Annotated in this window: 20 protein-coding genes; 9 read left to right on the plus strand and 11 right to left on the minus strand. The window is 62.9% G+C overall.

Annotation, left to right across the window (positions count from 1 at the left end):
* The first annotated feature begins 59 nt into the window (after positions 1-59).
* Positions 60-1,241 carry an HlyD family secretion protein gene (locus tag ABVQ20_RS21795; RefSeq protein WP_354461535.1) on the plus strand — a complete coding sequence of 394 codons (1,182 nt, stop codon included), beginning with the start codon at positions 60-62 and terminating at the stop codon, positions 1,239-1,241.
* A 67-nt stretch (positions 1,242-1,308) separates the two neighbouring features.
* On the plus strand, positions 1,309-2,862 hold the full coding sequence (locus ABVQ20_RS21800; RefSeq protein WP_354462245.1) for a DHA2 family efflux MFS transporter permease subunit: 1,554 nt from the start codon (positions 1,309-1,311) through the stop codon (positions 2,860-2,862).
* A gap of 177 nt (positions 2,863-3,039) precedes the next feature.
* Here the strand turns inward: ABVQ20_RS21800 and msrB are convergent, their stop codons facing one another.
* From msrB to ABVQ20_RS21820, 4 genes are all read right to left on the minus strand, one after another.
* Positions 3,040-3,543, minus strand: a complete 504-nt coding sequence (gene msrB / locus ABVQ20_RS21805) for a peptide-methionine (R)-S-oxide reductase MsrB (protein ID WP_354461536.1) — start codon at positions 3,541-3,543, stop codon at positions 3,040-3,042.
* Between the two features lie 209 nt (positions 3,544-3,752).
* The gene (locus ABVQ20_RS21810; protein WP_354461537.1) at positions 3,753-4,310 is read right to left on the minus strand and encodes a fasciclin domain-containing protein; all 558 of its coding nucleotides are present in this window, start codon (positions 4,308-4,310) and stop codon (positions 3,753-3,755) included.
* A 224-nt stretch (positions 4,311-4,534) separates the two neighbouring features.
* Positions 4,535-5,251, minus strand: coding sequence for an anti-sigma factor (locus tag ABVQ20_RS21815; protein WP_354462246.1), 717 nt, complete (start codon positions 5,249-5,251; stop codon positions 4,535-4,537).
* The gene (locus ABVQ20_RS21820) at positions 5,248-5,787 is read right to left on the minus strand and encodes a sigma-70 family RNA polymerase sigma factor (RefSeq protein ID WP_354462247.1); all 540 of its coding nucleotides are present in this window, start codon (positions 5,785-5,787) and stop codon (positions 5,248-5,250) included. The genes ABVQ20_RS21815 and ABVQ20_RS21820 overlap by 4 nt, the downstream gene beginning before the upstream one ends.
* 150 nt (positions 5,788-5,937) lie before the next feature.
* Here ABVQ20_RS21820 and ABVQ20_RS21825 point away from each other — a divergent pair, with 150 nt between their 5' ends.
* A complete protein-coding gene (locus ABVQ20_RS21825) occupies positions 5,938-7,431 on the plus strand; it encodes an amidase (protein WP_354461538.1) in 1,494 nt (497 codons plus the stop codon).
* 208 nt (positions 7,432-7,639) lie between these two features.
* Complete coding sequence (argB, locus tag ABVQ20_RS21830) at positions 7,640-8,533, plus strand: acetylglutamate kinase (RefSeq protein ID WP_354462248.1); 894 nt, start codon at positions 7,640-7,642, stop codon at positions 8,531-8,533.
* Between the two features lie 14 nt (positions 8,534-8,547).
* Here argB and bchE read toward each other — a convergent pair whose 3' ends face one another.
* Both bchE and ABVQ20_RS21840 read right to left on the minus strand, forming a co-directional pair.
* Entirely contained in the window at positions 8,548-10,095 is a 1,548-nt protein-coding gene (gene bchE / locus ABVQ20_RS21835; RefSeq protein ID WP_354461539.1) for a magnesium-protoporphyrin IX monomethyl ester anaerobic oxidative cyclase, read from the minus strand.
* A 140-nt stretch (positions 10,096-10,235) separates the two neighbouring features.
* A complete protein-coding gene (locus ABVQ20_RS21840) occupies positions 10,236-10,727 on the minus strand; it encodes a MarR family winged helix-turn-helix transcriptional regulator (protein ID WP_354461540.1) in 492 nt (163 codons plus the stop codon).
* 93 nt (positions 10,728-10,820) lie between these two features.
* On the opposite strand from ABVQ20_RS21840, the gene ABVQ20_RS21845 reads away from it, so the two are divergent.
* Entirely contained in the window at positions 10,821-10,988 is a 168-nt protein-coding gene (locus ABVQ20_RS21845) for a hypothetical protein (RefSeq protein ID WP_354461541.1), read from the plus strand.
* A gap of 193 nt (positions 10,989-11,181) precedes the next feature.
* Here ABVQ20_RS21845 and ABVQ20_RS21850 read toward each other — a convergent pair whose 3' ends face one another.
* The 3 genes from ABVQ20_RS21850 to ABVQ20_RS21860 all read right to left on the minus strand — a co-directional run bounded on the left by ABVQ20_RS21850 (position 11,182) and on the right by ABVQ20_RS21860 (position 13,756).
* Positions 11,182-12,621, minus strand: coding sequence for a GMC oxidoreductase (locus ABVQ20_RS21850; RefSeq protein WP_354461542.1), 1,440 nt, complete (start codon positions 12,619-12,621; stop codon positions 11,182-11,184).
* Positions 12,618-12,770 (minus strand): hypothetical protein, encoded by a 153-nt coding sequence (locus ABVQ20_RS21855; protein ID WP_354461543.1) that lies wholly within the window; start codon positions 12,768-12,770, stop codon positions 12,618-12,620. The genes ABVQ20_RS21850 and ABVQ20_RS21855 overlap by 4 nt, the downstream gene beginning before the upstream one ends.
* A gap of 224 nt (positions 12,771-12,994) precedes the next feature.
* Positions 12,995-13,756 carry a GGDEF domain-containing protein gene (locus ABVQ20_RS21860; RefSeq protein WP_354461544.1) on the minus strand — a complete coding sequence of 254 codons (762 nt, stop codon included), beginning with the start codon at positions 13,754-13,756 and terminating at the stop codon, positions 12,995-12,997.
* A gap of 161 nt (positions 13,757-13,917) precedes the next feature.
* On the opposite strand from ABVQ20_RS21860, the gene ABVQ20_RS21865 reads away from it, so the two are divergent.
* Complete coding sequence (locus ABVQ20_RS21865) at positions 13,918-14,622, plus strand: pyrimidine 5'-nucleotidase (RefSeq protein WP_354461545.1); 705 nt, start codon at positions 13,918-13,920, stop codon at positions 14,620-14,622.
* A 113-nt stretch (positions 14,623-14,735) separates the two neighbouring features.
* On the opposite strand, the gene ABVQ20_RS21870 is transcribed toward ABVQ20_RS21865, so the two are convergent.
* Positions 14,736-15,581: an LOG family protein gene (locus ABVQ20_RS21870; protein WP_354461546.1), complete on the minus strand. Its 846-nt coding sequence runs from the start codon at positions 15,579-15,581 to the stop codon at positions 14,736-14,738.
* A gap of 146 nt (positions 15,582-15,727) precedes the next feature.
* Here ABVQ20_RS21870 and dapD point away from each other — a divergent pair, with 146 nt between their 5' ends.
* The 3 genes from dapD to ABVQ20_RS21885 all read left to right on the plus strand — a co-directional run bounded on the left by dapD (position 15,728) and on the right by ABVQ20_RS21885 (position 17,835).
* A complete protein-coding gene (dapD, locus tag ABVQ20_RS21875) occupies positions 15,728-16,582 on the plus strand; it encodes a 2,3,4,5-tetrahydropyridine-2,6-dicarboxylate N-succinyltransferase (RefSeq protein WP_354461547.1) in 855 nt (284 codons plus the stop codon).
* 149 nt (positions 16,583-16,731) lie between these two features.
* Positions 16,732-17,109, plus strand: a complete 378-nt coding sequence (locus ABVQ20_RS21880) for a DUF805 domain-containing protein (protein ID WP_354461548.1) — start codon at positions 16,732-16,734, stop codon at positions 17,107-17,109.
* A gap of 21 nt (positions 17,110-17,130) precedes the next feature.
* A complete protein-coding gene (locus tag ABVQ20_RS21885; protein ID WP_354461549.1) occupies positions 17,131-17,835 on the plus strand; it encodes a hypothetical protein in 705 nt (234 codons plus the stop codon).
* On the opposite strand, the gene ABVQ20_RS21890 is transcribed toward ABVQ20_RS21885, so the two are convergent.
* Positions 17,816-18,844 carry a 2-dehydropantoate 2-reductase gene (locus tag ABVQ20_RS21890; protein ID WP_354461550.1) on the minus strand — a complete coding sequence of 343 codons (1,029 nt, stop codon included), beginning with the start codon at positions 18,842-18,844 and terminating at the stop codon, positions 17,816-17,818. The two genes, ABVQ20_RS21885 and ABVQ20_RS21890, sit on opposite strands and share 20 nt — an antisense overlap.
* Between the last annotated feature and the right edge of the window lie 42 nt (positions 18,845-18,886).

The following is an 18,886-nucleotide window of genomic DNA, read 5'->3' on the forward strand; positions in this document are numbered from 1 at the left end:
CGCGCTAAGTCAATGTCCAATTCGAACCGAACGGTTCAGTCCGTTATAGAGAGATCCCAATGTCTTCGAACACGCCAGCCACCGCCGAGGTCCGTCCGTTCCCAAACGCCAAAGTCGCCCCCGCGATCGAAGCGCCGAGTGCCCCGATCGAGCCCGTGACCGCGCCTCCGGCCGAAGCGCCGGCCAAGAAGAAGCGTTCGGTGCGCTCGTTCTTGCTGCCCATCATCGCGCTTGGGCTGCTTGGTGGCGGCGCCTGGTACGGCTATGACTACTGGGTCGACGGACGCTTCATGATTTCAACGGATGATGCCTATGTCCAGGCCGACATGGCGTTTATCTCGCCAAAGATTTCCGGCTATGTCGATCAGGTCAAGGTGATCGACAACCAGCAGGTCAAGGCCGGCGATCCGCTGCTGGTGGTCGATGACGGCGACTACAAGATCGCGGTTGCCCAGGCCGAGGCCCAGATCGCCACCTTGAGCAAGACACTCGACCGCATCGATGCACAGACCGAGGCCGCACGCGCATCGCTCAAGCAGGCACAGGCTCAGAAAGTCGCCGACCAGGCCGCGGCCGACAATGCCGCCCGTGCCCAGCAACGCGCCGCGCAGTTGCTCAAGACGCATGTCGGCACGCAGGCACAACTGGACGACGCCCAGACAGCGCTGGACCAGGCCAATGCCGCCCTCGTCGGGGCCGACGCGCAGATCGCCACGGCGCAAGCCAATATCGGCGTGCTGCAGGCGCAGCGCGCGGAATCGGCAAGCACGCTGGCTTCGCTGCAACTCAGCAAGGACAAGGCCGCGCGCGACCTTTCCTTCACCGTTCTCAAGGCGCCGTATGACGGCGTCGTCGGCAACCGCTCCGTCGAACAGGGCGACCTCGTCAGCCCCGGCCAGAAGCTCGCCGTCATCGTGCCGATGGACAAGCTCTACATCGTCGGCAACTTCAAGGAGACCCAGCTTGCCAGGATCGTACCCGGCGAGAAGGTCCGGGTCTCGGTCGATGCCATCGACGGCCCGTCGTTCGAGGGAACCGTGTCGTCCCTGGCTCCAGCCTCGGGCGCGGTGTTCTCGCTGCTGCCGCCGGAAAACGCCACCGGCAATTTCACCAAGGTGGTGCAGCGCGTGCCGGTCCGCATCGACGTGCCAGCCGACGTGCTGAAGTCGGGCAAGCTGCGCGCTGGCCTGAGCGTCATCGTCGCCGTCGACAGCCGCACCGCGCCTGCCGCCTCGAACTGAGCGATCTTCCGGGAGCAAGGCAATGGCAACGGCAACCCTTACAGCAGGATCGGCGCCCCCGCCGGCGATGCCGGCCGTGCCGGACACCATCTCGACGCGGCGCGTCATCGCCTTCCTGGCGATGGTGTTCGGCATGTTCATGGCGATCCTGGACATCCAGATCGTGTCGGCCTCGCTGGCCGAGATCCAGGCTGGCCTGAGTGCCAGCTCCGACGAGATCCCGTGGGTGCAGACAGCCTACCTGATCGCCGAAGTGGTCATGATCCCGCTGTCGGGCTTCCTTAGCCGGATGCTGTCGACCCGCGTGCTGTTCACGGTCGCCGCGGCGGGCTTCACCGCGGCCAGCGCGCTGGCGGCGACGGCGACCAACATCGACCAGATGATCGTTTATCGCGCCGTCCAGGGTTTTATCGGCGGCGGCATGATCCCCAGCGTCTTCGCGGCAGCCTTCACCATCTTTCCACCGTCGCGGCGCGCCATCGTCTCGCCGATGATCGGCCTCGTGGCGACGCTGGCGCCGACCATCGGCCCGACCGTCGGCGGCTATATCAGCCATGCCTTTTCATGGCACTGGCTGTTCCTGGTCAATGTCGTGCCCGGCATCCTGGTGACGACGGCCGCTTGGTCGCTGATCGATTTCGACAAGCCCAATCTCAAGCTGTTCAGCAAGTTCGACTGGTGGGGCCTCGCCGGCATGGCGGCCTTCCTGGGGTGCATGGAGTACGTGCTCGAGGAAGGACCGAACAATGACTGGCTGCAAGACCAGGCCGTGTTCATCTGCGCCATTGTCATGACCGTCGGCGCGGTGCTGTTCTTCTGGCGCGCCTTCACCGCCGAGGAACCGATCGTCGATCTGAAGGCCTTCACCAATATCAACTTCGCCTTCGGGTCCGTATTCTCCTTCGTCATCGGTATTGGCCTTTACGGCCTGACCTATCTCTACCCGGTGTTCCTCGGGCGCATCCGCGGCTACGATTCGATGATGATCGGCCAAGCGCTGTTCGTCAGCGGCCTGGCCATGTTCTTCACCGCGCCGATCTCCGGGTTCTTGTCGAGCAAGATGGACCTGCGCGTGATGATGATGGTCGGTTTCTTCGGCTTTGCCACGGGCACGTGGTGGATGACGCATCTCACCGCCGACTGGGACTTCTATGAACTGCTGATACCGCAGATCCTGCGCGGCTGTTCGATGATGCTGTGCATGGTGCCGATCAACAACATCGCGCTCGGCACATTGCCGCCAGAGCGACTGAAGAATGCATCGGGCCTGTTCAACCTCACCCGCAACCTTGGCGGTGCCGTCGGCCTCGCCCTCATCAACACGGTGCTGATCAACCGAAACGCCTTCCACTACGCAAGGCTCTCCGAGCATGTGCAATGGGGAAGTGCCGCCGCGCAGACCAAGCTGCAGAACATGACGCTTACCTTCCAGCAGACCAACGGCCTGGACGCTACAAGTGCTGCGATCTCCAAGCTGTCGGGCATCGTCCAGCAACAGGCGGCGCTGCTGTCCTTCATGGACGTGTTCTACATGCTGACTGTGCTGTTCGCGACGCTTGGCCTGTTCGCCATGCTGATCAAGAAGCCGGCGGCAGTCGGCGGAGGTGGCGGCGGGCACTAAAGCAATTCCAGGAAAAGTGCGCGGCGGTTTTCCGTCCGGAATTGCGTCAAAATAAGAACACCAAACGTGCGCAGCGGCTTTCGGCCTGCTCCTCCAGTCCAGGCCGGCAAGCCCTGACCACGCAAAAAACTCCGGGCCGCAAAGCCCGGAGTTTTTATTATTCCAGGTGGATTTTTGTCAGGCCGTGGCGGGCTTGAAGGTCAATGCCACGCCGTTGATGCAGTGGCGCAGGCCGGTCGGTGCCGGGCCGTCATCGAAGACGTGACCGAGATGGCCGCCGCAACGGCGGCAGTGCACCTCGGTGCGGGTCATGCCAAGCGACCGGTCTTCCGTCTTGCCGATGGCATTGGGAATCTCCTGCCAGAAGCTCGGCCAGCCGGTGCCGGAATCGAACTTGGTCTCGGACGGATAGACGGGCAGGTCACAGCCGGCGCAAGCGAAAACGCCCTTGCGGTGCTCGTTGAGCAGCGGGCTGGTGCCGGGATATTCGGTGCCTTCCTTGCGCAGCACGTCAAAGGCGGCGGGAGAGAGGATGGCTTTCCATTCGGCGTCGGTCTTGGTGACCTCGAAGGTTTCCGCGGCGCGGGCATCCTGCGGTCCACCCATGCGCAGAAGTGCCGCGGTGCTGACCAGCAATGCGGCGGTCGCGGCACCGCTCAAAAGAAAGTCGCGACGGTTCATGACACAATTCCTTCTGTTGTCCTTTGCCAAATTCTGCCGTCACACGGAAATCAAAAGCCGGTGACAGGCCCTGAAAGCGACACTCCGCGCCGGTCCCATGTTTTGCATGGACGGCGCGGAGTGCGGAGCGATTGCGTGGCCACGGGAGCAAGAGCCGCGCAATCAACAGGGAGCCGTTACCGACATCTTCGTCGGCAACCAGCCGTTTGTTACATCTTCGGCAGGAGAACCTTGTCGATGACGTGGATGACGCCATTCGACTGTTCGACATCGGCGATCGTCACATTGGCGACGTTGCCGTTCTCGTCGGTCACGGTGACCTTGCCGCCGGTGTCCTTCAGCGTCAGTTCGCAGCCGCCGACGGTCTTGACCTTGTGGGCGCCGCCATCATCCTTGACCATCTTCATCACGTCGGCCGACATCGCCTTGGCGGCGACGACATGGCAGGTGAGGATCTTGACCAGCTTGTCCTTGTTCTCCGGCTTCAGCAGCGTGTCGACCGTGCCGGCCGGAAGCGCTGCAAAGGCTTCATTGGTTGGCGCAAAGACGGTGAAGGGACCAGCGCCCTGAAGCGTGTCGACCAGGCCGGCAGCCTTGACGGCGGCGACGAGCGTGGTGTGGTCCTTCGAGTTGACGGCGTTCTCGACGATGTTCTTCTTGGCGTACATGGCGGCGCCGCCGACCATCGGGTTCTCGGCATAGGCCGCGGTCGCGAGAGCGGAAACGGCGATCGTGCCGGCAAGCAAAAGGGTGGCGAAATTACGCATGATGTCAAACTCCTCGGGGTTTCTCTTCCCATTCCTGGGGACGCGAGGAGATACGGAAAACAAATGCGTGAGTTTCAGAATATCAGGATTTTTTATTTTATTTGCGCCACAAACGAGATTTTCGGCGTTTAACGATTTGCCGGCTCACATGCACGCATAGACATGCACAGCCGCAGATAGACTTTGAGTCTTCTTTTGTGATTTTCCCGGCGCGAAGAGACCGATCAGATGCTCTTCAGATCGCCCGCGGCAACCACGGGTCCGGTCGGCTGGCCGGTCGGCGAACCGCCGGCGGGCTCGAGGCTGACCGCCAGCACCGCGCCTTGCGCGAGCTTCTGCTGGACGGCCGGCGAGATGGTCAGACGCGTGGTCGCACCAGCGGGGATAACACCCATCGAGACCGGCGCGTTCTTGCCCTCGATCATCCAGAGTTCGAAATCCTTGCCCGAAGCGCGCTCACCAGAGACGTGAGACAGACTGACCTCGTGATGGGCGGCGTCGTAGACGGCGAGATATTTGACATCGCTGCCTTCGGCTGCCAGCGATGCGACAAGACGAGGCTGTTCGACCGGCGGATTGATGTAGGGCAAGGCAATGTAAATCGCCAATGCCGCGATCGCCGCGGTGGCGAGGCCGCGCCAGAAGGCGAGGCTGGACCAAAGGCTGGCGCGCGTTTGTACCGGCGCGGTTGTTGGCGACGCAAACAGCCGGCGGTCGACAGCAACCTTGACCGAAGCCGGCGGCTCGATTTCCGGATAGGCAGCGCCCATCGGCGAGAGGTGTACCTCCCAGCCATCCACCATCCGCGCGAAAACAGCTTCGGTGTCGATGCGGCGGGAAGCAGTCTGGCGTTCGTTCGCCGGCAGGACGCCAAGAACATATTCGGCGGCAAGCAGGTCGTCGCCTCCATGTTCCGGTCCGTTGTCCTGTTCCAGCGTCATCTTTCCAGACATTCTCTCAATTTAAGCAGGCTGCGGCGCAGCCAGGTACGCATCGTGTTCAGCGGCACGTTGTAGCGCTCCGCCAGTTCGGCATAGCTCTCGCCCTTGAGATAGGCTCCCCGGACAGCCGCCGCCCGGTCCTTTTCCAGTTCATCCAGGCAGTGATAGATACGCTCGGATTCGCCGCCTGCGACCACCATTGCTTCCGGTCCAGGCGCCGGATCGGCCACATCGAGCGCGGCATCGATATCGGCGGCAGGCTTGCGCCGCGCCCTGATGCGATCGATCGCGTGATTGCGTGCGATCGCCACCAGCCAGGAAATCGGGCTCAGATCGGAAACAGCGAAACGGTCGGCCTTCGTCCAAATCTTGACGAAGACCTCTTGAAGCGCTTCTTCCGCATCTCCCCGGTCATTCAATACACGAAGGCAGACGCCGAAAAGTTTCGCGCTGGTCTGCCGGTAGAGCAGGTCGAACGCAGCCCGATCCTTCATTGAAGTCCGGACGATCAGCTTGGTGATGTCCTGCGGCGTCATGTGAACCAAATTAGGCAATTGCGATGTATTTGCAACGACGGAAACAGCCTTGTGCACCTAAAGTTCCCGGCTTCGGCCCACATGGGTTATCTGCTTCGATTGCCAAGGAAATCGCCACCCGCTAGCGTGCCGAATAGCGGGAGAACGAGCATGTCGGTTGAACGTGTCCTTTGGGAACAAGATGCAACCGGCCTCGCCGAGTTGATCCACAAGGGCGAGATTTCACCGGCGGAGCTGACCGAGGCAGCGATCACACGCGCCGAGGCCACCCGGCCTGAAATCAATGCAATCGCGGAGCCGCTGTACGACGCGGCCCGGGCCCGCGCGAAAACCGTCGACCGCAAGCTGCCGCTCGCCGGCATTCCTTTTGCCATCAAGGACCTCGGCATCGTCATGAAGGGCGTGCCGGTGCATGGCGGCAGCCGCATTCCGGCTTTCACGGCCGATTTCAACTCGGTGATGACCGAACGCTACCTCGCCGCCGGCCTTGTCCCGATCGCCACCAGCACCACGCCCGAACACGGGCTGCGGCTGATGACGGAATCCGCCGCGTTCGGCGTGACCCGCAACCCGTGGAACACCGGCCACACGACAGGCGGCTCGTCCGGCGGGGCAGCAGCCCTTGTCGCCGCCGGGGTGGTGCCTGTGGCGCATGCCTCGGATGGCGGCGGCTCGATCCGCGTTCCATCCGCCTGCACCGGGCTGGTCGGGCTGAAGACTTCGCGCGGCCGCGTGCCGCTGACGCCACTGGTCAGCGAAAGCTGGTACGGCATGGTCGTCGACCACGCCGTCACCCGCTCGGTGCGCGATTGCGCATTGCTGCTCGACCTGACCCACGGGCCCGATCCGCTGTCGCCCTACGCCGCCCGACCCCCGAAGGGCTCTTTCACCGCAGCGGCGGCGCGCGACCCCGGCAGGCTCAATCTCGCCGTCTACAGAGGGTCACCGCTTGGCCTGCCGATCTCCAGCGAGACGCTGAAGGCGCTGGACACCGCCGTGGCGCTGGTGCGTGAGGGCGGCCACAGCGTGGAAGAGATTGACCTGCCCTATATCGGTCGTGATTTCATCGCCGATTTCGCCAGGACGGTCGCCGCCGCGGTCGCAGGCGCCATGCGAGGCGAAGCCGAACGCGTCGGCCGATCGGTCTCCGGCGACGTCGAGCGCGCCACGCGCGTGCTCGGCCGCCTGGGCGAAATGCTGTCGGCCGGGGAGGTCTATGCCGGCGTCCAGCGGCTGCATTCCGCTGCTCGTCGGCTGATCTCCGAGACCACGCAATATGATGCGGTGCTGATGCCGATCATCGCCCACCCGCCGCTCGCCTGCGGCGCCATGGACCCGAAGGGCGCCGACGAATTCATCGAAAACGTGCTCGATAAACTGCACCTCACGCCCTTGCTGAAGATCAAGCCTTTGTTCGGGCAATTGATGGACAAGAGCCTGTGGTTCACGCACTGGCCGTCGATCCAGAATGTCTCCGGCCAGCCGTCGATCGCACTGCCCGTCCACGTCACCGATGCCGGCCTGCCGCTCGGCATCCAGGCCGCCGGGCGGCCGGGCGACGAGGAAACGCTCTTGTCGCTTGCCGCGCAGATGGAGAAGATCTCAGGTTGGCAGGCCCGTCGAGCGCCACTGATGGTGCCCTGATGATGACGTCGTCGTGAGGCCATGGAATATGACAGCAATGCCATTTGCGGCCTGCCCCGTTTCCCGCTAAGACGCCGCCGTCCTTTCCAAGTGCATGTCGCCCAAAAGTGCTTAGCGGTTTTGGGACAACGACATGCATAAGCCAAGTGCATGTCGCCCAACGGTTTTGGGTAATGACATGCATGAAACCAAGCCGGGAACCATGCCGATGACGGAGATCACCGCCACCGCCGAAATGCAGGCCGCCCTGCTTTCACGAGCCCTGCCCTACATGCAGCGCTACGAGCACAAGACGGTCGTGGTGAAATATGGCGGCCACGCCATGGGCGACCTCGAACTCGGCAAGGCGTTTGCACGCGACATCGCGCTGCTCAAGCAATCCGGCGTCAACCCGATCGTCGTGCATGGCGGAGGCCCGCAGATCGGCGCGATGCTGGCCAAGATGGGCATCGAATCGAAATTCGAAGGCGGCCTGCGCGTCACCGACCAGAAGACGGTCGAGATCGTCGAGATGGTGCTGGCCGGCTCGATCAACAAGGAGATCGTGGCGCTGATCAACGCCGAGGGTGAGTGGGCGATCGGCCTGTGCGGCAAGGACGGCAACATGGTGTTCGCCGAAAAGGCCCGCAAGACCATGATCGATCCGGACTCCAACATCGAGCGCGTGCTCGACCTTGGTTTCGTCGGCGAGCCGGTCGAGGTCGACCGCACCTTGCTCGATCTTCTGGCGCGCTCCGAAATGATCCCGGTGCTGGCGCCGGTGGCGCCCGGCCGCGATGGCCACACCTACAACATCAATGCCGACACTTTCGCCGGCGCCATCGCCGGCGCCTGCAAGGCAACGCGCCTGCTGTTCCTGACCGACGTGCCTGGCGTGCTCGACAAGAACAAGAAGCTGATCGATGAGCTGACCGTCACTGAGGCCAGGGCCCTGATCAAGGACGGCACGGTGTCGGGCGGCATGATCCCGAAGGTCGAGACCTGCATCGAGGCGATCGAGCGCGGCGTCGAGGGCGTCGTCATCCTCAACGGCAAGACGCCGCACGCGGTGCTGCTGGAACTGTTCACCGAACACGGCGCCGGTACGCTGATCGTGCCCTGAGCGGGAAGGTCATCTCAGGCGCTGCGTGAAATCCTGACGGCGGCATCGGCGGGTTTTGGGACCCGCCGCGCAACCACCATCGATTCCTCTTCCGCGTCCTGCGGCGCGCCCCAGAATTCGGCAAGCGTCGGTCCGTCTTCCACCCGGCGGTCGCGGGCCAGGAACCCCCAGACTTCGCGGAACCAGACACGGCGGCCCATTTGCGTGTACCAGCGCATCGAATGGCGCTGCTCGGGGTCCTTGTGCAACAGGATGCGCGCCAGGGCTCTCGGCCGCGACTGCACGGCGAGCTCGATCAGCTTGACGCTGAAGAACAGCATCCACGGCTTCAGCCGGGTCATCTTCAGCACCTGGTGCTTGTAATCCCACAGGCGGACATCCTGCTGGATCACCTTGCGATCCCGAGCGATCCGGAAGAACGGCGTCCAGCGATGCGGCGTCACATAGAGCGCCTGGATCTGGTCGGGATCGTAAGCAATGAGCTGGCGAAAGCCGCGCCAAAGATCGCGAAAGCCCTCATCCTCGAAACCGGCCACCCAGGTCGCCATCGACAGGATGCCATTGAGACGCAAGAGCCGGATCGCTTCGCGGTCCGACGAGGTGCTGCCGCCCTTGCGGATCAATTGAAGCGTGTGCTCGTCGGTGTTTTCCATGCCGAGCAGCCAGCGGATGACGCCCGCCTTGCGATAGAGATGCAGGATGTCGGCATCGCGCACGATGTCGTCGGCGCGGGTCGAGCCGACGATCAGCACAGGCACGCTCTCGGCGATCATCGCATCGAGAAAGGCGCGCCAGGCCTTCTTAGACACCGTTGGGTTCTCGTCGGCGAGGTTGACCAGTTCGACGCCATGCTCGTGATGCAGCCAGGCGATCTCCTGCGCGAACTTTTTTGGATCGCGATGCCGCCACCGGGTCCAGAAACCACGCTGGCCGCAATAATTGCACAGATGCGGGCAGCCGCGCGAAAACTGCATGACCACGGCGCGCTTGCCGCCCCAGTAGCTGTAGCGTCTGTGGTCGATCAATTCCCAGCCGACGCGGTAGGCGTCGAGATCGCTGATCGTGCTTGCCGGCTGGGTGGCGAAGGGCCGGCGCAAATCGTCGCGAAAGGCGATGCCGGCCACGCTCGCCGGCGGCTGGTGCATTTCCAGCGCTTCGACCAGCGCGACCACTGTCGCCTCGCCCTCGCCGCGCACGATGAAATCGAAGACGTCCGTCTCAGCCAGGATGTCGCGCCAGTGATAGGTCGGGAACACGCCGCCATAGATGATGATGGTGGCCGGTTCGCGTTCCTTGATCATCCCAGCCAGAAGCAAGGCAGTCGGATGCGCCGAGGTCGAGCCGGAATGGCCGATCAGGACAAAATCGGGATGATCGCTCAAGGCCTTCTCGACGACAACGGGCAAGCCCATCGGCCCGAACTCGGCATCGACCAGCCGGACCTCATGACCGGCATCGATCAGCGGCCCGCCAAGCGCCAGGAGGCCAAGCGGCGGCAGATGATCGTCGGGAACGCGGCTGCCTATGGCGGTGTGCGGTGGATTGATCAGGACGATTTTCATGGCGGACCTCCAATGGGTCCGCGCATGCTGGCCAGCGATATCGACGTGCGCTTGGCTCGTTTCAGCAGTTAGCGTGCAGCTTTTCCGCAAGAATGCGCAAGGGCGGGCAAAGTCACGCCCGCGTTCGAGGCGGTGCTGCCTCAGGGTTTTTCGGGAGCCTCGGCCTTCAGCCGTGCCAACTGGTCACGTTGCAGGTCGAGTGCGGCGTTGACGAAGCGCGATATCGTGGCAAGCTCGGTGTCGCTGAACGTGGCGATGACCTTTTCACCTTCCCTGGCGATAGCGCCATAGTAGCGTGCCGACAATTCCCGCGTGGCCTCGGTTGCCTCTATCACCACCTTGCGCCTGTCCTCGAGACTGCGCGTGCGCGTCAACAGGCCGCGCGCCTCCAGCCGGTCGATCAGTGCGGTCACCGCGGCCGGCGTCAATCCAGTCACTCTGGCGATCGCACCGGCCGATTGCGGGCCGCCGTAAAGCAGTCCGATGCAATGGCGTTCGGCCATGTTCAGCCCAAGCCTCGCCCCAACTGCTTCGTCATAGGCCTGCGTCGCGTCCTGCCACTGCATGATGGCGAGGCCGATGTCCCTGGCCATTTCGTCGCGATTTTCGCTTGACGAATTTAATTCTATCATCTAACTATCAATCTGTCTAACATTTAGACCGCCGCCGCAATATGCGGCCGCACCTCGGACAAGACAAGAGCCGCCGCCAACAAGGAGCGAAAAATGAGCTTGATTCAACAGCGCGCACCCCTCTCGCAGGAGGAAGAGTTCAAATACGCCAAACTGGCCATGGAATGGTATGGCTGGGGATCCCCTATTGGGCTCGGCATTTTGCTGGTGGCATTGGCCGCCGCCGCTGTCCTGGTGCGCATCGCCATCTACGGCCTATAGCAATGGCGAAGCATTGCCGGTTGCCATCATCGGCGCCGGCGTTCTTCATCCGGCAGGGTTCGCGCACGACGCGGGCGACAACGCGTTATCGCGCCGACCTCAATTCACTCGGAAGGCCGGCCTTCTGAGATCATCGGTTCCGTGCATGGCCTCGCCCCAAACCGCCGGGCAGTTTTGGGCGACATGCATCCGATCAGACAGCGAGGATCTTGCTGAGATGCTCGCCCAGCCGGCAGGCCAGGGCGGTGATCGTCGTCGTCGGGTTGGCCTGACCAGACGTGCAGAACACCGATGAGCCGCCGACATAGAGATTGTCCATGCCATGGACCTTGCAGTTGCTGTCGACGACGCTCCTGGTCACGTCCGTGCCCATGCGCGTGCCGCCCATGTGATGGTGTCCAGCGGTTTCCTCGTTCGTCGGATAGTCCTCGCCATTGGCAAGCCAGTCGATGAGGCGGACGCGGCCGAGATTCTTGTCGATAAGCGTGGCGCCGAACAGCCTCAGGCCTTCCAGGATGGTGCGGCGTTCCAGCGCCGACTTCTTCCAATGCAATTCGATGCGCGGCACGCCGGCATGATCGACATCGGTCTTTGACAATTCGATCTGGTTGGAGGCCAGCGGCGCCTGCTCCCAGGCGACATAGAGCTGGGCCGCGCAGCGCAGGTTCTGGCTGAGCTTGTTGGCCACCCATTCGGCCATGTCCGGGGCCGTGCAGGCGAGGTCGGCGATGACATGCTTGACCCCGGCATAAGGCGTCTCGATCAGCCTGATGCCGAAATTCATGATCTGGAGCCGTTCCATCGCGGAAAGCGTCGGCGAGAAAAACGCCTCGTTGACGGCATCGACGTCGAATTCGCCGTAGTCAGCCAGAATGGCATTGCCGCCCTCGAAGGTCGGATGCTCCATCCAATAGCGACCGAGTGCTGTTGCGTTCGGCACCACGCCGCCGTTCGAACGCTGGTTCGACCACAGGAGCAGGCGTGAATTCTCCAGCCCACCGGTACAGACAATGAAATAATCGGCAGTGAAGGAGCCGGCGTCCTGTCCGTTCGACCACAGCCTGGCGCCGGTCACTCGCTTGCCGTCGCCAGCAAGCTCGGTGGCATAGGTGTTGAGGACGACGGCAATGTTGCTGCTCTTGTCCAGTTCGTCGGCGAACTTCTCGCCGAACCGCACCGCCGGGCTCTTGATCAATTGCACCCAGCGAATGTCATCGGAGATCGGCACGTCTGGCCGGAAGTCAGGCAGTTCAAGAATGTCGTGCACCTCCGGCAGGAAGGGCTCGATGTCGGCACGGCTGATCGGCCAGCCTGTATCAGGCGCCCAGGCCTTCGGCTCGAAGTCCTGCTTGTCGAGCACGCGGCACCAGCCGGCCCAATGGTTGGAACTGCCACCCATGAAACGCAGCCGGGTGATGTCGAGATCGAAATAGGGATCGCCGACCGTGGTGCCGCGGTAGAAATCCTGCGATTCATCGCTGAATTCGCGTGAGCCGGCCTCCAGCACCACGACCGGGACGCCGGCGGCGCCGAGCTTCCTGGCAATTGTGGTGCCGGCCGGGCCTGAACCCAGGATGCAGACCCTGGGTTTGAAATTAGCCGCGCGAAACGCCTCGTAGCTGCCGAAGATCATGCGAGGTCGCTCCGCTTCAGGATCCAGCCATTGACCTCGACGATCTCATCGGGGGCGGTATCGGGAAGCTTGCGAAACAGGGACAAGGCGGGCAGTGCGACAAGCGCCTGCACGACCCCGCGGCGCGATATTTTCTTGAAGAAACTCATGACACGTCTCTCGATGGGGCTTCGATCCACGCATGGCGTTCCCCGAACGGCACACGCGCCGAGGCAGAAGCCAATTTCGTGCCAAGCCTAGCCATGAACCCGCTTCAAACCGGATAAACGGCACGGCCGAATGCGAACAGGGTTAGGGCTTTCTTAATGGCGGTTGGCATCGCAAACCTCGAACTCCTCAATGGTGCGCTTGCGCCCTGGCGGCCATCCGAAACTCAGGCGGCCTCGGAAATATCCTTGTCGAGGATCGTCTGGTTGCGGCCCCGATGCTTGGCCTGGTAGAGGCGTCGGTCGGCGGCACGCATCAGTTCCGAGACATTGCTGTCTTCGCCGCAAACCGTGCCGCCGATGCTGACCGTGAGCGGAACCGTTCGTTCGTCGACCGGCCGGAAGCGGATCAGCTCGACCTCGCGGCGGATGCGCTCGGCGACGCGCTTGGCTTCCTGTTCGGTGGCGCCAATCAGGAACGCGCCGAATTCCTCGCCGCCGATCCTGCCCAGCACATCGCCGCTGCGCACGCCGCGTTCGATGGCGCTGGCGATCAGCAGCAGCGCTTCATCGCCGGTCAGGTGCCCGTAGCTGTCGTTGATGGCCTTGAAGTGGTCGGCGTCGATGATCAGCAGCGCGCCGCGATCGGATTTGCGCCGGGAGCCGTCGAGCGCCGCAAAGAAGCTCTCACGGTTTAGCATGCCGGTCATGTCGTCGCGGCTCGCCTTCTCCGCCAGGCGGCGATGCGTGGCCGCAAGCTGGGCGTGTGTGCGGGCGAGATCGCGATGCGCTGACTTCAGCTTGTCGCTCTGCCAGAACGTGTAGGCGCCGGCGATCCAGGCAAGGACGAGCGGGCACACCGTGGAGGTCAACCAGATCGTGCGGTTGACGGAGAAACCCATGGCGGGGACGACGATCAGCGTCAACAAAAGCGAAGCCGCGACGGAAGCGAAAGCAATGGCGGCGGACTTCAGAAATATGCGATTCATCGCTTGCTCCCACTGGACTGCCTAAGTGCCAGCAAGGCCTGAAGGCAGCCTTTCCGGGATGGCTAAAATTTGAATCGTGAGAGCGATTTTGCCACTCCCAGCGCGTGCAAGTTGTGGATAAAGCCTCTGGCGGAACCGCCAATTCATGCCATAAGGATCATATGACCACGCTCCCTGATCCCGCCCGTTTCGCCCATGTCACCGATTGGGTATTCGACCTCGACAACACGCTTTATCCGCACCATTCGAATCTGTTTTCGCAGATCGACGTGAAGATGACCGCCTATGTCGGGGAGCTTTTGTCCCTGCCGCGCGACGATGCGCGCAAGTTGCAGAAAGAGCTTTATCGCGAGTACGGCACGACGCTGAACGGGCTGATGACCCGCCACGGCATCGATCCCGACGATTTTCTCGAAAAAGTCCATGACATCGATTATTCCTGGCTGGTGCCGGATCCGGTTCTGGGCACCGCCATCCGGCAGCTTCCGGGCCGCAAGTTCATTTTCACCAACGGTGACAGGCGGCACGCCGAACGCACCGCGCGCCAGCTCGGCATCCTCGATCATTTCGATGACATCTTCGACATCGTCGCCGCCGGGCTCAACCCCAAGCCGGCGCGCCAGACCTACGAGAAGTTCGCCGCGCTCCACGCCGTGACCGGTCACAATGCGGTGATGTTCGAGGATCTCGCCCGCAACCTGTCCGTGCCGAAGTCATTGGGCATGACCACGGTGCTGATCGTGCCCCGCAATTTCGAGCCGACCTTCTCGGAAATCTGGGAGCGCGACGCCGCCGAGGAAGACGATGTGGATTTCGTCACCGACGATCTCGCCACTTTCCTCACGACGATAGTTGGAAGGGAATAGGCAGTAGGCAGTAGGCAGTAGGCAGTAGGCAGTAGGCAGTAGAAGAATAAGGCGCTTGCCGTCTCCGCCTAGCAGACAATTTCCGCTGCTGCCTACTGCCTATTGCCTACTGCCTACTCCCCTAATTTATAGAATCGGCTGATGATGCCCCAGGCCTCGTCGGCGGTGTCGACGAAATCGATGATATCCTGGTCGCCGGGGCTGATCGTGCCCTGCTCGGCGAGGAAATCGAGGTCGATCGCCCGTTTCCAGAACGACTTGCCGAACAGGATCACCGGCACGCGCTCCATGCGCCCGGTCTGGATCAGGGTCAGCGTCTCGAAGAACTCATCCATCGTGCCGAAGCCACCCGGAAACACCGCCACCGCCTTGGCACGCATGACGAAATGCATCTTGCGGATGGCGAAATAGTGGAAGTTGAAACAGAGCTCCGGCGTCACGTAGATGTTCGGCGCCTGTTCGTGCGGCAGCACGATGTTGAGGCCGATCGATGGTGCGCCGACATCGTCGGCACCGCGGTTTCCCGCCTCCATGACGCCTGGGCCGCCGCCGGTCACCACGACATATTCGCGGTAATAGGAACCGGCTGATTGCTGCGAGCACAACCGCGCGAATTTGCGCGCCTCTTCGTAATATTTGCTGTTTTCCTCGAGATTCTTCTTCTGCGTCTCGTTCTTGGCCGCCCAGGCCTCGCCGCCGGGCTCAGGCAGGCGCGCGCCGCCAAACAGGATCACCGTCGAGCGGATGCCGCGCTCGGCCAGGATCATTTCCGGTTTCAGCAGCTCAAGCTGCAGCCGCACCGCGCGCAATTCGCGCCGCGTCATGAAATCAGGATCGTTCCATGCCAGCCGGTACGTTTCGGCGCGTGTCTGCGGCGTGTCCGGCACGCTCTTTGACCGCTCCAGATCCTCGTCCGAATGCGGCAGCGGCGTCCATCCCGCCTTTTCCATAGGTGTCATATGCTTTTACCCGTCCAATTCTTTCACTTGCGCCGTCCCATGACGCACCCGCGATTGACCCTCACCATGGCTTCACATAGGGTCCGCGCGACTTTGAAAACAGGTTAAGGCGTTGCCCCTTAACAGCTTGGTAATGGAGCGAATTCATGTCGAAGCCCGATCTGGCGAGCCTCGAAAAGACCATCGAAAAGGCCTTCGAGGAGCGTGACACGATTTCGACGGCGACGCGCGGCGAGACGCGTGACGCCATCCAGTCGGCGCTGGACCTGCTCGATCGCGGCGCTGCCCGCGTCGCCGAGCGTCAGGCCGACGGCAAGTGGCATGTCAATCAGTGGCTGAAGAAGGCCGTTCTGCTGTCCTTCCGGCTCAACCCGATGGAGATCATCAAGGGTGGCCCGGGCGAGGCTGTGTGGTGGGACAAGGTGCCGTCGAAGTTCGACGGCTGGGGTGCTGTCGATTTCGAGAAGGCGGGCTTCCGCGCCGTGCCGTCGTCGATCGTGCGCCGCTCGGCCTATGTCGCGCCGGGCGCCGTGCTGATGCCGTCCTTCGTCAATGTCGGCGCCTATGTCGATACCGGCACCATGGTCGACACATGGGCTTCGGTCGGCTCCTGCGCCCAGATCGGCAAGAATGTGCATCTGTCGGGTGGCGTCGGCATCGGCGGCGTGCTGGAGCCGATGCAGGCAGGCCCGACCATCATCGAGGACAATTGCTTCATCGGCGCGCGCTCGGAAGTGGTCGAAGGCTGCATCGTGCGCGAAGGCTCGGTGCTCGGCATGGGCGTCTTCATCGGCCAGTCGACCAAGATCGTCGACCGCGCCACTGGCGAAGTCTTCTACGGCGAGGTGCCCCCCAATTCGGTCGTCGTCGCCGGCTCGATGCCAGGCAAGCCGTTCCCCAATGGTGAACCAGGCCCAGGTCTCTACTGCGCCGTCATCGTCAAGCGCGTCGATGCCAAGACCCGTTCCAAGACCTCGATCAACGAATTGCTGCGCGATTGATCTTTCCCAAGGGCGAGCGCACCTTCAGCCAGCGCGGCCAAGGGTCGCGCCAGGATGTCGATCAAAGGGGTGGCATGGAATGAGATGCATTCCGATATGTCTCGACATCCCAGGCACAAAGGGTGCCAATCAATATGGATCGGACCCGCTTGCCTGACAAATCAGACCTTACCTGGCTTTTCTTCAAGACATCGGGCCGCGTCAGCCGCGCGGCCTATTTTCTCGGCGGGTTGCTCGTCGCCATAATACAGGCCTTTCCGCTTTATCGCTTCACGCTGGTGCCGGAAGGCTCCCCCGAGAGCAATATGTGGTCGTTCATCTTCTTCATCGCCTTCATCGCCTCGCTCTGGTCCAACATCGTGCTGGCGGTGAAGCGACTGCATGACCTCGATAAGCCAGGCATCGCGTCGCTGATCCTGTTCGTGCCCGTCGTTTCGATCATCGCCTTCCTGGTGCTTTGCCTGTTTCCGGGGCAGCCAGGCCCCAACCGCTACGGCAGACGCACCAACGCGCCAGCCGAATCATAGGGAAGCGACCGGACATCCGCCATGCGCTACCGCACGCTTGATCCGAAACTGATCATCGAGACGGCGGAGCGGCTGGAAGGGCGGATCGCCGATCGTTTTCCGGAAGCCGGCCTGCGTGGCGTCGCGGCCGAGCTGGTGTCGCTGTCGCGCGATCTGGCCAAGGCCGCGCAAGCGCTGGAAGCGCCGATCTGGTGGCTGCGCGGCGTCATCAGCGCGGCCTTCCTCGCCGGTGTCCTGATGTTCCTGTTCGTCGGCACCATCCTGCCGCTCGACCGTATCTCGGGAGCCGACGACGCGGTCCAGTCGGTGCAAGGCATCGAGGCCTCGCTCAACACCATCATCCTGGCGGTGCTCGGCTTCCTCGCCCTGATCCGCACCGAGGAACGCATCAAGCGCAAGCGGGTCTTCCGCGAGCTGCACGGGCTGCGCTCGCTGATCCACGTCATCGACATGCACCAGCTGACCAAGGACCCGGCAACGCTTTCGGCCAACTTCAAGCCGACCGCGAGTTCGCCCGCCCGCATCACCAACGCCGCCGACCTGGCGCGCTATCTCGACTATTGTTCCGAGATGCTGTCGATCACCGGCAAGATCGCCGCGCTCTTCGCCCAGTCGGTCAATGACGACGTTGTCATCGACGGCGTCAACGACATCGAGAACCTGAGCTCCAACCTGTCGCGAAAAATCTGGCAGAAGATCACGCTGATCAACGCGCCGTTGCGCTAACTTCCTCCGGCATCAAGCAGGGCGGGCCATGATTGCGCGCTTCCGCCTCGCGCACCAACGCCGCAACCCGCGCGATCAAGGGCGCGGGCGTGCCAGCCGTCTGCGCCAGCCGCAGGATCGCGCCCTGCAGCTCGTCAACCTCTGTTGCCCGGCCGCGCTGGAGATCGTCCCACATCGACGAGCGTGCCCGCGGATCGATGGCCAGCATCCGACGCGCCAGCAGCTTGAACAGCCAGTCCGGCAGCCGCAGCACTTTCGGCAACAGCGCGGGACGCAGGCCGGTGATCCCAGCGGGCACGATGTGGCAGGCTTTCATCGCCGCAAGCGCCTCGTCGATCTGGCCAGCCAGGATCGACCGCCAGCGCCGGTCGGCGAGTTCGCTCGCCAGCGGCAGGCCGGAAAGCGCCACCAGCGCGTTGTTGAGGTTCATCAACAGTTTGCCCCACTGCACCGCCTTCATGTCGGCGTGAAGCTCGACCCCGAACCCATCGACATCGAGGAGTTCGACAAGGCCGGGCGCGCCATCCTCGACCAGCGCCTTGCCGTCGCTGGCGCGGTGCACGCGAAGCGGCACATCACCCTCCGGCGACTGCACCACGTTGAACGGCACCATGCCAGCCAACACACGCCGCTGGCCAAGCACGGCCCGCAGCGTCTCGGCATTGTCGACGCCGTTCTGGAAAGTGACCACGATCGCTTCCGGGCGAGCATGAGCCGCGATGATTCCGGCCATCTCCCTGGTCGCGCCGCTCTTGACCGTCACCAGGATCACGTCCGCCCTGGCCAACGCAACCGCCGCATCGGCGGTGGCCGAAAGCTCTCCCGGCCCCAGCAATCGGTCAAGGCCGTCAAGGTCGGTGATGTGCAATCCGCCTTCGCGCAGCGCTGCCTGGATGCGCGGGCGCGCCAGCAGAATCACCTGCCGCCCGGCCAACGCCAGGCAGCCGCCGACATAGCAGCCGATGCTGCCGGCACCGGCAATGGCGATCGTGCTCCTTGCGCTGATCATCACGTGATTCCGCCCGATCCCGCGACTATACGACATGAAAAC

The sequence above is a fragment of the Mesorhizobium shangrilense genome (assembly GCF_040537815.1).
Classification (GTDB): domain Bacteria; phylum Pseudomonadota; class Alphaproteobacteria; order Rhizobiales; family Rhizobiaceae; genus Mesorhizobium; species Mesorhizobium shangrilense.

Coding starts and splice junctions, on each gene's coding strand:
- argB (WP_354462248.1), top strand. CDS start 7,640: ATGACGGAGATCACCGCCACCGCCGAAATGCAGGCCGCCCTGCTTTCA.
- ABVQ20_RS21840 (WP_354461540.1), bottom strand. CDS start 10,727: ATGATAGAATTAAATTCGTCAAGCGAAAATCGCGACGAAATGGCCAGG.
- dapD (WP_354461547.1), top strand. CDS start 15,728: ATGTCGAAGCCCGATCTGGCGAGCCTCGAAAAGACCATCGAAAAGGCC.
- ABVQ20_RS21885 (WP_354461549.1), top strand. CDS start 17,131: ATGCGCTACCGCACGCTTGATCCGAAACTGATCATCGAGACGGCGGAG.
- ABVQ20_RS21855 (WP_354461543.1), bottom strand. CDS start 12,770: ATGAGTTTCTTCAAGAAAATATCGCGCCGCGGGGTCGTGCAGGCGCTT.
- ABVQ20_RS21850 (WP_354461542.1), bottom strand. CDS start 12,621: ATGATCTTCGGCAGCTACGAGGCGTTTCGCGCGGCTAATTTCAAACCC.
- ABVQ20_RS21845 (WP_354461541.1), top strand. CDS start 10,821: ATGAGCTTGATTCAACAGCGCGCACCCCTCTCGCAGGAGGAAGAGTTC.
- ABVQ20_RS21795 (WP_354461535.1), top strand. CDS start 60: ATGTCTTCGAACACGCCAGCCACCGCCGAGGTCCGTCCGTTCCCAAAC.
- ABVQ20_RS21820 (WP_354462247.1), bottom strand. CDS start 5,787: ATGACGCCGCAGGACATCACCAAGCTGATCGTCCGGACTTCAATGAAG.
- ABVQ20_RS21870 (WP_354461546.1), bottom strand. CDS start 15,581: ATGACACCTATGGAAAAGGCGGGATGGACGCCGCTGCCGCATTCGGAC.
- ABVQ20_RS21810 (WP_354461537.1), bottom strand. CDS start 4,310: ATGCGTAATTTCGCCACCCTTTTGCTTGCCGGCACGATCGCCGTTTCC.
- ABVQ20_RS21890 (WP_354461550.1), bottom strand. CDS start 18,844: ATGATCAGCGCAAGGAGCACGATCGCCATTGCCGGTGCCGGCAGCATC.
- bchE (WP_354461539.1), bottom strand. CDS start 10,095: ATGAAAATCGTCCTGATCAATCCACCGCACACCGCCATAGGCAGCCGC.
- ABVQ20_RS21825 (WP_354461538.1), top strand. CDS start 5,938: ATGTCGGTTGAACGTGTCCTTTGGGAACAAGATGCAACCGGCCTCGCC.
- ABVQ20_RS21815 (WP_354462246.1), bottom strand. CDS start 5,251: ATGACGCTGGAACAGGACAACGGACCGGAACATGGAGGCGACGACCTG.
- msrB (WP_354461536.1), bottom strand. CDS start 3,543: ATGAACCGTCGCGACTTTCTTTTGAGCGGTGCCGCGACCGCCGCATTG.
- ABVQ20_RS21800 (WP_354462245.1), top strand. CDS start 1,309: ATGCCGGCCGTGCCGGACACCATCTCGACGCGGCGCGTCATCGCCTTC.
- ABVQ20_RS21860 (WP_354461544.1), bottom strand. CDS start 13,756: ATGAATCGCATATTTCTGAAGTCCGCCGCCATTGCTTTCGCTTCCGTC.
- ABVQ20_RS21865 (WP_354461545.1), top strand. CDS start 13,918: ATGACCACGCTCCCTGATCCCGCCCGTTTCGCCCATGTCACCGATTGG.